Here is a 12,925-nt window from a genome sequence, read left to right as displayed (position 1 = left end):
TCGCGCCAGCGGCGGCGCCCGCGCGAGGGCGGCCTGCCCAGGCTGCCACACGCAACAATGACGAGGTCCAGATGACGGCAAAGCCCCTCTATCGACGTGTCCTGCTGAAAGCGTCGGGCGAAGCGTTGATGGGCGAGCAGCATTTCGGCATCGATGTCTCGGTGGTCGACCGAATCGCCGCCGACATCGCCGAAGCCCGCGCACTTGGCATCGAGGTCGGCGTCGTCATTGGCGGCGGCAATATCTTTCGCGGCGTGGCGGTGGCATCCAAGGGCGGCGACCGCGTCACCGGCGACCACATGGGCATGCTGGCCACCGTCATCAACTCGCTGGCGCTGCGCACCTCGCTGAACAAGATCGGCGTCGATGCCGTCGTGCTGTCGGCCATCGCCATGCCCGAACTTTGCGAGAGTTTTTCCCAGCGCCAGGCCACCGCCTATATGAACCAGGGCAAGGTCGTCATTTTCGCCGGCGGCACTGGCAATCCGTTCTTCACCACCGATTCGGCCGCGGCCTTGCGCGCCGCCGAGATCGGCGCCGACGCGTTGTTCAAGGGCACCCAGGTCGACGGCGTCTATTCGGCCGATCCCAAGAAGGATCCGAATGCGACCCGCTTCGAGCGCATCAGCCATGCCGAAGTCATCAACAAGGGCCTTTCGATCATGGATACCGCCGCAATTGCACTTGCGCGCGAAAACAACATCCCGATAATCGTCTATTCGATCCACGAAAAAGGTGGTTTCGGCGATATTCTGCGGGGCGGCGGCCGTTGCACGATCGTCGCCGACGAGTGACCCGGAGTATACTCTCCTAAAAAGGGGATCAGTTTTTGAAAGCGGGTCCGAATATAGGCCCTAAGCACTGAACCCGGATCAAACGGGTCGAGGAGACTAAGATGAGTGGTGAGTTCGACGACCTCAAGCGGCGCATGGATGGCGCGATCGCCGCCTTCAAGCACGATCTGGCTTCGCTGCGCACCGGCCGTGCCTCCAGCAATCTTCTCGACGCCATCCAGGTCCAGGCCTACGGCACCACCATGCCCATCAACCAGGTGGCGAACGTGTCGGTGCCGGAGCCGCGCATGATCTCGGTTTCGGTATGGGACAAGTCGATGGTCGGCGCGGTCGACCGTGCCATCAGAGAATCCAATCTCGGCTTCAATCCGATCGTCGACGGCACCAATCTCAGAATTCCGCTGCCCGAGCTCAACGAGCAGCGCCGCAAGGAACTGGTCAAGATTTCGCATGGCTACGCCGAGAACGCCCGCGTTGCGGTGCGCCATGTCCGTCGCGACGGCATGGACTTCTTGAAGAAGGCGGAAAAGGACGGCGACATCAGCGAGGACGATCAGCGCAAGCGCTCCGATCAGGTCCAGAAGCTGACCGACGAAACGATCAGCACCATCGATCACCTGCTTTCCGATAAGGAAGCTGAAATCATGCAGGTCTAGGGTCGGCCCACACCGGCCCGAAAGCGAGACAATGGCAACGCCCGCGCATGTCGCGATCATCATGGATGGAAACGGACGCTGGGCCAAAGCGCGCGGCATGCCGCGGCTTGCCGGCCATCGCGCCGGCGTCGAAGCGCTGCGCAAGACGGTGCGCGCCGCGCCCGGTCTCGGCATTTCCTTCCTGACCGTCTACGCCTTTTCGTCGGAAAACTGGTCGCGGCCCAAGGCCGAAGTGAGCGACCTGATGGGGCTTTTGAAGCTGTTCATCCGCCGCGATCTGGCCGAACTGCACCAGAACGGCGTGCGCGTCAGGATCATCGGTGACAGGGCGGGGCTGCAGCCGGACATCAGGGGCCTGCTCGAAGAGGCCGAATCGCTGACTGCGCGCAATGAATCGCTGACCTTGGTCATCGCCTTCAACTATGGCGGGCGCGACGAGATCGTGCGCACGGCACGCAAGCTCGCAGCCGCAGTGGCGCGCGGCGAGATCGACGCAGAGGCGATCACGGCAGACACTTTTGCCGGCGCCCTCGACACCGCAGGCATTCCCGATCCGGAGCTGGTCATCCGCACCAGTGGCGAGCTTCGGCTGTCGAACTTCCTTCTGTGGCAGGCAGCCTACAGCGAACTGGTTTTTCTGCCTTGCTACTGGCCTGACTTCAGCCGCGAACACCTGGCCGACGCATTGCGCGATTTTGCTGGCCGCGAGCGCCGTTTTGGCGGGCTTGCCGCTCAAGATGTCGCTGCCTCGTGATCGGCGGCGGGATGAACAATCTTCAGCTTCGCATCGTCTCGGCGCTGGTGCTGGCCGCAATAGCGCTTGGCCTGACCTGGTTGGGAGGGCTGTGGTTCCGCCTGCTTTGCGCCGGGATATCGGCGGTCATCTTCTATGAATGGGCGCGCATGTCGCGCCCCTTGGCCGGTGCGACCCTCGGCTTCATTCCCGAAGCGCTGCTTCTGGTTTTCGTCGTCGCCCTGGTTGCAGGCGTGCCGGCATCGTGGCTTCTGTCTCTTGTCCTGGCCATGGTTGTGGTCGCTGCTGTCGGCGCCCGTATGCGTGGAGCGGCGCAATGGGATGCAGCCGGTCTTGCCTACGCGGCTTTGTCCGGCTTATCGCTGGCGCTGCTGCGCGGCGGCGACCATCCCGGCCTGGTCGCAATCCTGTTTCTGTTCGCCGTGGTCTGGGCGACCGACATCTTCGCCTATTTCGTCGGCCGCTCCGTCGGTGGGCCCAAGCTCGCGCCATCTATATCCCCCGGCAAGACGCAGAGCGGCGCGCTTGGCGGCGCTGTCGGCGGCGTGGCCGCCGGCGTGCTTCTGGCTGCCGCCGCCGGGGCCGGCAATCTTGGCGTCCTCGCCTTGGTTGCGCTGGTGCTGTCGATTGTTGCCCAGGCTGGCGATCTCTTCGAATCCTGGGTCAAGCGCCGCCACGGCCGCAAGGATTCAAGCGCGTTGATACCCGGGCATGGCGGTGTCATGGACAGGGTGGACGGGCTTGTCGCGGCGGCTTTTGCCCTATACGTGATCGGCTGGATTTCGGCGGGCGCCGATCATCCGGCGCAGGGGCTGTTTCCGGCTTGAGTGATATTTCACGGCGAAGAAATGGCGCACGCCACGGATTCGCCTGGATTGATGTCACAGTCGCGGCGACACCTTTTGCCGCGGGTGAATTTGAGGGCATGACTTGAACGAAATTCTTCACGCGTTTTTCAGCACGGAAGGCTTTGTCCTCGGCACGCTGGTGCCGTTTCTGTTCGTGCTGACCGTGGTCGTCTTCATTCACGAAATGGGCCATTACCTGGTCGGCCGCTGGTGCGGCATTGGCGTGAAGGCCTTTTCGATCGGCTTCGGCCCCGAACTTCTCGGCTTCAACGACAGCCACGGCACGCGCTGGAAGCTCTGCGCCATACCGCTCGGCGGTTATGTCAAATTCGTCGGCGACATGAGCGCCACGTCGAGCCAGCCGAGTTCGGAAGATCTGGAAACGCTGACTGACGCTGAACGCAAGGTCGCCTTCCACACGCAGCCGATCTGGAAACGCGCCGCCACGGTGGTGGCCGGACCGCTGTTCAACTTCCTTTTGACCATTGCCGTCTTTGCCGTGCTGTTTTCCCTCTATGGCCGCCCTGTGTTTGAGCCGATGGTGGCGGCGGTCACCGCCGGCAGTCCAGCCGAAAGGGCCGGCATTTTGCCAGGCGACCGATTCGTCGCCGTCGACGGCAGCAAGGTTGAGACCTTCGCCGACGTCCAACGCCTGGTCTCAGGCCGCGGCGGCGACGCTATCAGCTTCACCATGTTGCGCGACGGCAAGGAGGTCACCGTCGTCGCGACGCCGGAGCCGATGGAGCAGCTGGACGCACTGGGCAACAAGGTCAAGGTGGCCGTCATCGGCGTCGTCAACAACAAGGATGTCGGCCAGCCCAGGCTGATCACCTACAGCCCTGTCGGAGCAGTCGGCGCCGCGGTCGAGGAGACGGGGCACGTCATTCAGCGCACCGGCCAGTTCCTGCAGCGATTCGTTGTCGGCCGCGAAGACAAATGCCAGCTGGGCGGCCCGATCAAGATCGCCAAGATGTCGGGGCAGGCGGCAAAGCTGGGCTTCCTATGGCTGGTGCAACTCGTCGCCGGCCTGTCGGTCGGGATCGGAATTCTGAACCTTTTGCCGATTCCCCCCCTCGACGGCGGCCATCTCCTGTTCTACGCACTCGAAGCCGTTTTCCGGCGTCCGGTATCGGAGCGGATGATGGAAATGGGATACCGGGCCGGCCTCTTTCTGGTGCTGGGATTTATGGGCTTCGTCTTCTGGAACGATCTGTTTGGGTGCTGAAATCATGAAGAAATTTGGCTTCAGCACCGGCAATGTTGAGACGCCGTTTACCATGCACGGGGGTATGCGTGACGCGAAAGCCACGCATCAGGGTTAAGTAATTACAAATTAACCAGAAGCCTTGCGTGTAGGGAAAATCCGGTTAATACGGTAGGAGAAATTACCGCACGTCCGGTTTTCTCGCCGTGGGGACTTCGAGAAAAGGTACAAAAGCCCGATGAAGGCAGCATCCAAATTTTTGAGCGCCGCGTCCGCGGTGGCTATGTCCGCCGCTCTGGTTGTACCAGGTGCGCTCGCCGTGCAGTTCGTTGCCACATCTGCGGCGCAGGCAGCCGTTGTCTCGAGAGTCGAGGTCAGCGGCAACCAGCGTGTCGACGCCGACACCATCCGCAACTACATCACGATCAAGCCGGGCAAGGCGTTTTCCAGCGCCGATATCGACGATGCGGTCAAGGCGCTGTTCGGCACCGGGCTGTTCTCGGACGTGCAGATCAATCAGGTCGGTTCGACGCTGGTGGTCAAGGTTGCCGAATATCAGGTCGTCAACCAGGTTCTGTTCCAGGGCAACAAGAAGCTCAAGGACAATGCGCTGGCAGTCGCCGTGCAGTTGAAGCCGCGCGGGACGTTCTCGCAGGCAACGCTGGACTCCGATGTCGAGGCGGTGAAGGCTGCCTACAGGCGGATTGGCCGCGATGACGCCACTGTCACGACGCAGATCATGGATCTCGGCGACAACCGGGTGAACGTGGTCTTCAACATCAACGAAGGCGGCCGCACCAAGATCGCCGCTGTCAATTTCGTCGGCAACAGCGCCTATTCGAGCCGCCGCCTGTCTGACGTCATCGCCACCAAGCGCTCGAGCTTCCTGTCCTTCGTGCTGCGTGACGACGTCTATGACGAGGACAAGCTCCGCGCCGACCAGGAATCGCTGCGCCGCTTCTATTACAATCACGGCTATGCCGACTTCCAGGTGGTCTCAGCTGTCGGCGAGCTCGACGACACGACCAACCAGTACACCGTTACCATTACCGTGCAGGAAGGCGACCGCTATACGTTCGGCGACGTCAGCGTCGAGAGCACCATTCCCGAAGTCGACTCGAAGGCGCTGGAATCGGTGGTTCAGACCCACAAGGGCGACGTCTACAACGCCAAGGATGTCGAAGACACCATCATCGCGCTGACCGAAAAGGTCGCGGGTTCGGGCTATGCCTTCGCCCAGGTGACGCCGCGCGGCGATCGCAACTTCGAGAACCACACCATTTCGGTCGTCTATACGATCGACCAGGGCACCAAGGCCTATATCGAGCGCATCGAAATCCGCGGCAACGACCGCACGCGCGACTATGTCATTCGTCGTGAGTTCGATGTGAGCGAAGGCGACGCCTTCAACCAGGTTCTCATCCAGCGCGCGAAGAAGCGGCTGGAAAAGCTGGATTACTTTGAGAAAGTCGACGTTTCGACTGTCCCGGGTTCTGAGCCAGACCAGGTCGTGCTCGTGGTTGACGTAGTCGAGAAATCGACCGGCGAGTTCTCGGTTGGCGCAGGATATTCGACCGGTGGCGACACTGCCGGTCCGTCCGTCGAAGGTTCGGTCGCGGAGCGCAACTTCCTCGGTCGTGGCCAGTACATCAAGGTTTCGGCCGGTGGCGGCAAGAATTCGCGCGACTACAGCCTGTCCTTCACCGAACCCTATTTCCTCGGGCGCCGTATCGCTGCCGGCTTCGACATCTTCCAGCAGACGCGCAACTACGACCACTATGACAGCGAGACGCTGGGTGCGACGGTGCGCTTCGGCCTGCCGATCACCGACAATATCTCGACGCAGCTGGCGTATAATATCGCCCAGGAGAAGTACAAGTTCGACGACGACTGCGATGACAACGACGACGGCACGCTGGGCGATTGCGACGTCTCGGAAGCGATTAAGCAAGGTATTGCGGAGAGCCCGTGGATCAAGTCGTCCGTCAGTCTTGGCTTGGTCTACAACACCATCGACGACATGAAGAGCCCGCATGAAGGCATTTACGCCACCACGACTGTGGAAGTGGCCGGCCTTGGTGGTGATGCCAAATTCGTCAAGGTTACCGGTCGTGGCACTGTCTATCAGACCTTGTCCGAACAGTTGGATCTGGTCGGCCTGATCTCGGGCGGCGCCGGCCACATCCAGGGCTTCGGCGGTGACGGCTTGCGTATCTTCGATCAGTTCCAGAGCAGCGACCGCATGATCCGCGGCTTCGAGTATGGTGGCATTGGCCCTGTGGACCTCAACACAGGTGACCACCTCGGCGGAACCACCTATTTCAATGCGTCGGCGGAAGCCCAGTTCCCGATACCGGTCATTCCGGAAAGCTTTGGTGTGCGCGGCGCCGTGTTTGCCGATGCCGCAACGCTGTATGGCAGCAAGATTAACACTCCTTTGGTCAATCAGGGGTCAGTCGACTTGGAACTGCGCGCTTCGGTTGGTGTCGGCTTGTTGTGGTCATCGCCTTTTGGCCCGATCCGCATTGACTACGCGATGCCCGTCAAGAAGGAAAAGACCGACGACGTGCAGGAATTCAACTTCGGCATGTCGAGCCGCTTCTGATCTTGCGGTAACGATGCTTCCGGGCCGTTGGGGTCCGGAAGAGAATTGATCCGACCTAGCTGGATATTGCTTCTGGAATGACCGATCCGGTGTTCTTCGCGCCATCACGCCGGTATACGGCCGGCGAAGTCGCGAATCTGACCGGCGCATCGCTCGTCGATTCCGATCTTGCCCACATATCGATCGACGCTTTGGCGCCAGCCAATGAAGGCGGCGAGGGTGCGCTCGTCTTCGTCGACGGCAAGCGCAATTTCGCGCTGATGCAGTCGCTGAAGGCGGCGGCCGTGTTTTGTCCCGCCGAGTTCGCCGGCAAGGCGCCGGCCGGCATTGCGGTTCTGGTGCATCCGCGCCCGCAGCAGGCCTTCGCCATGATCGGCCGGCTGCTGTTCCCGACGGCGGCGACGCCGGGACCGATGACCAGCGAAACCGGGGTCTCGCCGCAAGCTCATGTCGATACCACGGCGCATATCGAGGCAGGCGCGATCATCGAGGCCGGAGCCGTCGTCGGCCCGCGTGCTTCCATCGGCAGCGGAACGGTCATTGCCCCCCACGCCGTTATCGGTCCGTCATGCCAGATCGGCCGCGACGGCTATATCGGACCAGGTGTCAGCGTCCAGTACGCGCTGATCGGCAACCGCGTCATCATTCATGGCGGCGCCAGGATCGGCCAGGACGGCTTCGGCTTTGTCGGCGGCGCCAAAGGCCCTGAGCGTGTGCCGCAGGTCGGCCGCGTTATCATTCAGGACGATGTCGAAATCGGCTCGAACACGACCGTCGATCGCGGCGCCATGTCGGATACGGTCATCGGTCAGGGGACCAAGATCGACAATCTGGTGCAGATCGCCCATAACGTTCGCATCGGCCGCAATTGCATTATTGCCGGGCTCTCTGGTATTTCCGGCTCCGTCACCGTCGGCGACGGTGTCACCATGGGGGGCGGCGTTGGCCTTGCCGATCATTTGACCATCGGATCAGGGGCCAAGCTTGCTGCAAGAAGCGGGTTCATGAGCAACGTGCCGGCGGGCGAGATCTGGGGAGGCTATCCGGCGCAGCCGATGGCGGAAGCCATGCGTGAGATCGCCATGCTGAGGAAGCTTGCCAGGACGCGCAAGCAGGGCGAAGGGGGAAGTAGCTGAGATGGTGCCGGCGACGCTCGAAGCGGTCGATATATTGGGGTTGATGAAGCTTTTGCCGCATCGCTATCCCTTCCTGATGATCGACCGCATCATCGATATCGACGGCAATGATTCTGCCATCGGCATCAAGAACGTGACCATCAATGAGCCGCATTTCCAGGGCCATTTCCCGGATCAGCCGGTGATGCCGGGCGTGCTCATCGTCGAGGCTATGGCGCAGACGGCCGGCGCGATCTGCATCCGTAACCTCAACACGGAAAAGCCGTCGCTGGTCTATTTCCTGACCATCGACAACGCGAAATTCCGCAAACCGGTCGTCCCGGGCGACCAGTTGAAGATCCACGTCAAGAAAATCAAGATGCGCGGCAACCTGCTCAAATTCGCCTGCGAGGCCATGGTGGAGGGCACAAAGGCCGCCGAAGCCGAGATCTCGGCAATGATGGTTACCGGCTGACGGTTCGAAATGCTCATGAAAATACAGACTTCAATCCACCCCTCGGCCGTCATCGAGGCCGGCGCGCAGATCGGCGAAGGCGCCTCCATAGGACCTTTCTGCTACGTCGGCGCTGACGCCGTGATCGGTGACCGCGTCGAACTGGTCAGCCATGTCTCGGTGCTGGGCGCGACAACCATTGGCGCCGCGACCAAGGTCTATCCGATGGCGACACTGGGCGGACCGCCGCAGAACACCAAGCACAAGGGCGGCCGCACCACTTTGGTCATCGGCCAGAACTGCACGATCCGCGAAGGCGTGACCATGCATCTCGGCACCGATTCCAGCCGCGGCGAGACGACCGTCGGCGACAACGGCAATTTCCTTGCCTATGCCCACATTGCCCATGATTGCGTCGTCGGTAAAAACGCCACCTTCGCCAATGGCGCGACCCTGGGCGGCCATTGCGAGGTCGGTGACAGCGTTTATATTGGCGGCCTCAGCGCCGTTCATCAGTTCGTGCGTGTTGGTGACAACGCCTTTCTCGGCGGCTGCTCGGCTTTCGTCGGCGATGTCATTCCCTACGCCATTGCGGTGGGCAATCGCGCCAGCCTGCGTGGACTCAACATCATCGGCCTGAAGCGCGCCGGGTTGCCGCGCGCCGAAATCTACCTGCTGCGCAAGGCTTACAAGACCATCTTCGACCGCTCCCGCACTGTCGGCGAGAACATCGAATTCGCCAAGGCCGAGTTTGCGTCGTCGCCGACGGCCATGAAAATCATCGATTTCATCACCAGTCGCGGCAAGCGGCATTTTGCCGTCCCGTCGCTTAAGGGTGGCGACGGCGACGATGCCGATGACGAAGGCTGAGGCCACTTCAACGGGCCTCGATCTTGCGCCGGACGCCAGGGTCGGCATCATTGCCGGCGGCGGTAGCTTGCCGGTCGAAGTTGCCGCCGGCCTGGCGGAGGCCGGACATCCGCCCGTCATCATCCTGGTCGAAGGTCAGGCCGACCGTCAGTCCGACCTCACAATCTATGAGCATGAAAGCCTTGCGCTGGAAGACATCGGCTCGCTGGTTGCGTTGCTGAGGCGCCGGCGGATCACCCATCTTGTGCTTGCCGGCGAGATCAGGCGCAGGCCGCGGTTGGTCGACATGCGTCCGAACCTTGGGCTACTGGCACTTATACCCTCGCTCGCCATGGCGCTTGCCCGCGGCGATGACGGGCTGTTGAAGATATTGACCCGCGGCCTGGAGGCACGGGGCGTCAAGGTTGTCGGTGCGCATGAAGTCGTGCCCCGGCTCGTCGCGGCCGAAGGGCCGCTGACCAAAGCAGTGCCGCGAAAGTCCGACTGGCGCGATATCGAGGCGGCACATGCGGCGGCAAAGGCCATCGGCGCGCTCGACATTGGTCAGGCGGCAATTGCCATCGGTGGCCGCACTGTTGCCCTGGAAGGCGTCGAGGGCACCCACGGACTGCTCGAGCGGACGCAGCAGTTGCGCGGCCATGGCAGGCTGGCCGGCAAGACGCGCGGTGTCCTGGTCAAATGCGCCAAGCCTGGCCAGGAATTGCGTGCCGATCTGCCATCTATCGGCCCCCGGACCGTCGAGGCGGCGCATGCCGCGGGGCTCGCCGGCATTGCCGTCGAAGCCGGCCGTTCGCTCATCCTCGAAGGCCCCGCCGTTGTCGCGCGCGCCAATGCGCTCGGCCTGTTCGTGTTCGGCCTGCCGGCTGCGGAGTCTGTCCATGGCAGCTGAGAAGCCGCTGAAGATTGCCATCGTCGCCGGCGAAGAATCCGGCGACCTGCTGGGCGCCGACATCGTGCAGGCGCTGAAGCGCATAACCGGGCGCGAGGTGCAACTCGTCGGCACTGGCGGGCGGCATCTGCAGGCGCTCGGACTGGCGCCGCTGTTCGACGGCGCCGAGATCGCGCTGATGGGGCTCAGCGCCATCCTGCGTGACTTGCCGCGCCTGATGCGGCGGATCAGCCAGACGGCAAGTGCTGTCGCCGCCGAAAAACCCGACTGTCTGATCACCATCGACAGCCCCGATTTCTCGCTGCGCGTCGCCAAAAAGATCCGCGCCGCCGATCCGTCGATCCCGATCGTCCATTATGTCTGCCCGAGCGTCTGGGCGTGGCGGCCGGGTAGGGCGGCCGCGATGAAGCCCTATGTCGACCACATACTGTGCATCCTGCCTTTCGAGGTAAAGGAGCTCAGCCGTCTCGGCGGCCCGCCCGGCACTTACGTCGGACATCGCCTCACGCATGATCCAGGCGTGCAGGGCGCGGCCAGGGCGCAAGCCCAGCCACGCGATCTCTCTGCCGATCACGTCAAGACGCTGCTCGTCCTGCCAGGGTCGCGGCGCGGCGAGGTGAGCCGGCTTATCGGTCCGTTCGGCGAGACGGTGTCGGCGCTGCGCGCGCGTGGCCACCGGCTGCGGCTGTTGCTGCCGACGGTGCCGCATGTCGCCGAACTGGTCAAAACATCGGTGGCGCGCTGGGATCAGGAGCCGGAAATTATCCTCGATCCCGAGCGCAAATGGCAGGCCTTCGGCAAGGCCGATGCGGCGCTGATCGCGTCTGGAACGGTGTCACTGGAACTGGCGATGTCGGGTGTACCGATGGTCTCTTGCTACAAGTTCGATCCGATCATGCTGATGGCGCAGAGCCTGATCACGGTGTGGAGCGCTGCTTTGCCCAACCTTATTGCCGACCGGCCGGTCGTGCCGGAAAGCTACAACCAGTATGTGCGGCCGCACTATCTGGCGCGGCAGCTCGAGGCACTGTTCTCAGACACCGCCTACCGCGCTTGGCAAAAGGACGGCTTTGGCGAGGTTGCCAGACGCATGGCCACCGACAGGCCCTCCGGCGACATCGCCGCCGATGTCGTTCTTCGCCACATCGGGAGAGCGAATAGGGCTTAGTAAGGAGTGAACGATGAATAGTGAATAGCGAATAGTGAATAGTGAATAGTGAATAGTGATTAATGCGCTCTCGCTATAATCAAGCTGCTACTTACTACCTGCTACTTACTACATGCTATTCACTACTTACCATTCACCATTCACTCTCTTTCACCTTTTCGCAATCGGCACGTAGTCGCGTTCCGGGGCGCCGGTATAGAGCTGGCGCGGGCGGCCGATCTTCTGGTGCGGGTCCTCGATCATTTCCTTCCACTGCGCGATCCAGCCGACGGTGCGGGCGACCGCGAACAGCACGGTGAACATGGTGGTGGGGAAGCCCAGCGCCTTCAGCGTGATGCCGGAATAGAAATCGACGTTCGGATAGAGCTTCTTTTCGATGAAGTAGGAATCGGTCAGCGCGATCTTTTCCAGCTCCATGGCGATGTCGAGTAGCGGATCGTCCTTGATGCCGAGTTCGCCGAGTACCTCATGCGCCGTCTTCTGCATGATTTTCGCACGAGGATCGTAGTTCTTGTAGACGCGATGGCCGAAGCCCATCAGCCGGAACGGATCGTTCTTGTCCTTGGCGCGGGCGATGAATTCCGGGATGTGGTCGACATGGCCGATTTCTCCCAACATGTTGAGCGCCGCCTCATTGGCGCCGCCATGCGCCGGGCCCCACAGGCAGGCGATGCCGGCGGCGATGCAGGCGAACGGATTGGCGCCCGACGAGCCTGCAAGCCGCACGGTCGAGGTCGAGGCGTTCTGCTCGTGGTCGGCATGCAGGATGAAGATCCGCTCCATGGCGCGCGCCAGCACCGGATTGATCTTGTATTCCTCGCACGGAACCGCAAAGCACATATGCAGGAAGTTGGCGGCGAAGTTCAGCTCGTTCTTCGGGTAAATGAAGGGCTGGCCGATATGGTATTTGTAGGCCATGGCCGCAATCGTCGGCATCTTGGCGATCAGCCGCATCGAGGCGACCATGCGCTGATACGGGTCCGAAATGTCGGTGGAGTCGTGATAGAAGGCCGACAGCGCGCCGACCACGCCGCACATCACAGCCATCGGATGCGCGTCGCGGCGGAAGCCGGTGAAGAAGCGCGACATCTGCTCGTGCACCATGGTGTGGCGCGTCACCCGGTAGTCGAAATCGTCCTTCTGTGCCTTGGTCGGCAGTTCGCCGTAGAGCAGGAGGTAGCAGACTTCGAGGAAGTCGCCATGCTCGGCCAGCTGGTCGATGGGATAGCCGCGGTGAAGCAGGATGCCGGCATCGCCGTCGATGAAGGTTATCGCCGACTCGCAGCTCGCCGTCGAAGTGAAGCCGGGATCGTAGGTGAAGGCGCCGGTGGTGTTGTAGAGCGCACCGATGTCGATGACGTCGGGCCCGACCGACCCGCTTCGCACCTTGAATTCATGCGTCTTGCCGGCCAGTTCGAGCGTGGCAGTCGACGGGTGCGTCGTCTTGCTGCCGGTTTCCAGTCTCGTCGCAGCTTCGCTCATTCTCAAACTCCTTCATGTTCCTCATGCCGGCAAGGCAATTCCTGCAAACGACACGTCGAAATCACCGGAATGCGCGAACTCGCCAC

12 protein-coding genes are annotated in these 12,925 nt (G+C 62.1%); 11 read left to right on the top strand and 1 reads right to left on the bottom strand.

Annotation, left to right across the window (positions count from 1 at the left end; translation table 11 throughout):
- Positions 1-71 precede the first annotated feature (71 nt).
- From pyrH to lpxB, 11 genes are all read left to right on the top strand, one after another.
- On the top strand, positions 72-794 hold the full coding sequence (pyrH, locus tag NKH54_RS12110) for a UMP kinase (protein ID WP_023671026.1): 723 nt from the start codon (positions 72-74) through the stop codon (positions 792-794).
- 101 nt (positions 795-895) lie between these two features.
- Entirely contained in the window at positions 896-1,450 is a 555-nt protein-coding gene (frr, locus tag NKH54_RS12105) for a ribosome recycling factor (RefSeq protein ID WP_023671027.1), read from the top strand.
- A gap of 31 nt (positions 1,451-1,481) precedes the next feature.
- On the top strand, positions 1,482-2,204 hold the full coding sequence (locus NKH54_RS12100; RefSeq protein WP_023748403.1) for an isoprenyl transferase: 723 nt from the start codon (positions 1,482-1,484) through the stop codon (positions 2,202-2,204).
- An 11-nt stretch (positions 2,205-2,215) separates the two neighbouring features.
- Positions 2,216-3,031 (top strand): phosphatidate cytidylyltransferase, encoded by an 816-nt coding sequence (locus NKH54_RS12095; RefSeq protein ID WP_023696555.1) that lies wholly within the window; start codon positions 2,216-2,218, stop codon positions 3,029-3,031.
- A gap of 103 nt (positions 3,032-3,134) precedes the next feature.
- Positions 3,135-4,277, top strand: a complete 1,143-nt coding sequence (rseP, locus tag NKH54_RS12090; RefSeq protein WP_023754870.1) for an RIP metalloprotease RseP — start codon at positions 3,135-3,137, stop codon at positions 4,275-4,277.
- 217 nt (positions 4,278-4,494) lie between these two features.
- The gene (bamA, locus tag NKH54_RS12085; RefSeq protein ID WP_023726649.1) at positions 4,495-6,861 is read left to right on the top strand and encodes an outer membrane protein assembly factor BamA; all 2,367 of its coding nucleotides are present in this window, start codon (positions 4,495-4,497) and stop codon (positions 6,859-6,861) included.
- A 77-nt stretch (positions 6,862-6,938) separates the two neighbouring features.
- Positions 6,939-7,997 carry a UDP-3-O-(3-hydroxymyristoyl)glucosamine N-acyltransferase gene (gene lpxD / locus NKH54_RS12080; protein WP_023671032.1) on the top strand — a complete coding sequence of 353 codons (1,059 nt, stop codon included), beginning with the start codon at positions 6,939-6,941 and terminating at the stop codon, positions 7,995-7,997.
- A gap of 1 nt (position 7,998) precedes the next feature.
- On the top strand, positions 7,999-8,451 hold the full coding sequence (gene fabZ, locus NKH54_RS12075) for a 3-hydroxyacyl-ACP dehydratase FabZ (protein WP_023671033.1): 453 nt from the start codon (positions 7,999-8,001) through the stop codon (positions 8,449-8,451).
- 15 nt (positions 8,452-8,466) lie between these two features.
- Positions 8,467-9,300 carry an acyl-ACP--UDP-N-acetylglucosamine O-acyltransferase gene (gene lpxA, locus NKH54_RS12070; RefSeq protein ID WP_023734357.1) on the top strand — a complete coding sequence of 278 codons (834 nt, stop codon included), beginning with the start codon at positions 8,467-8,469 and terminating at the stop codon, positions 9,298-9,300.
- Positions 9,287-10,189: an LpxI family protein gene (locus NKH54_RS12065; protein WP_023700726.1), complete on the top strand. Its 903-nt coding sequence runs from the start codon at positions 9,287-9,289 to the stop codon at positions 10,187-10,189. The genes lpxA and NKH54_RS12065 overlap by 14 nt, the downstream gene beginning before the upstream one ends.
- Positions 10,179-11,357: a lipid-A-disaccharide synthase gene (gene lpxB / locus NKH54_RS12060; RefSeq protein WP_023700725.1), complete on the top strand. Its 1,179-nt coding sequence runs from the start codon at positions 10,179-10,181 to the stop codon at positions 11,355-11,357. The genes NKH54_RS12065 and lpxB overlap by 11 nt, the downstream gene beginning before the upstream one ends.
- Before the next feature lie 150 nt (positions 11,358-11,507).
- Here the strand turns inward: lpxB and gltA are convergent, their stop codons facing one another.
- On the bottom strand, positions 11,508-12,839 hold the full coding sequence (gene gltA / locus NKH54_RS12055) for a citrate synthase (protein ID WP_023671037.1): 1,332 nt from the start codon (positions 12,837-12,839) through the stop codon (positions 11,508-11,510).
- Between the last annotated feature and the right edge of the window lie 86 nt (positions 12,840-12,925).

The organism is Mesorhizobium sp. M1004, assembly GCF_040318795.1.
Lineage (GTDB): Bacteria > Pseudomonadota > Alphaproteobacteria > Rhizobiales > Rhizobiaceae > Mesorhizobium.
This window is presented reverse-complemented; position numbering and strand designations above follow the sequence as displayed.

What these genes read in the sequence shown, in the direction of transcription:
- pyrH (WP_023671026.1), top strand. Translation starts at nt 72, where the DNA reads ATGACGGCAAAGCCCCTCTATCGACGTGTCCTGCTGAAAGCGTCGGGC.
- frr (WP_023671027.1), top strand. Translation starts at nt 896, where the DNA reads ATGAGTGGTGAGTTCGACGACCTCAAGCGGCGCATGGATGGCGCGATC.
- NKH54_RS12100 (WP_023748403.1), top strand. Translation starts at nt 1,482, where the DNA reads ATGGCAACGCCCGCGCATGTCGCGATCATCATGGATGGAAACGGACGC.
- NKH54_RS12095 (WP_023696555.1), top strand. Translation starts at nt 2,216, where the DNA reads ATGAACAATCTTCAGCTTCGCATCGTCTCGGCGCTGGTGCTGGCCGCA.
- bamA (WP_023726649.1), top strand. Translation starts at nt 4,495, where the DNA reads ATGAAGGCAGCATCCAAATTTTTGAGCGCCGCGTCCGCGGTGGCTATG.
- lpxD (WP_023671032.1), top strand. Translation starts at nt 6,939, where the DNA reads ATGACCGATCCGGTGTTCTTCGCGCCATCACGCCGGTATACGGCCGGC.
- fabZ (WP_023671033.1), top strand. Translation starts at nt 7,999, where the DNA reads ATGGTGCCGGCGACGCTCGAAGCGGTCGATATATTGGGGTTGATGAAG.
- lpxA (WP_023734357.1), top strand. Translation starts at nt 8,467, where the DNA reads ATGAAAATACAGACTTCAATCCACCCCTCGGCCGTCATCGAGGCCGGC.
- NKH54_RS12065 (WP_023700726.1), top strand. Translation starts at nt 9,287, where the DNA reads ATGACGAAGGCTGAGGCCACTTCAACGGGCCTCGATCTTGCGCCGGAC.
- lpxB (WP_023700725.1), top strand. Translation starts at nt 10,179, where the DNA reads ATGGCAGCTGAGAAGCCGCTGAAGATTGCCATCGTCGCCGGCGAAGAA.
- gltA (WP_023671037.1), bottom strand. Translation starts at nt 12,839, where the DNA reads ATGAGCGAAGCTGCGACGAGACTGGAAACCGGCAGCAAGACGACGCAC.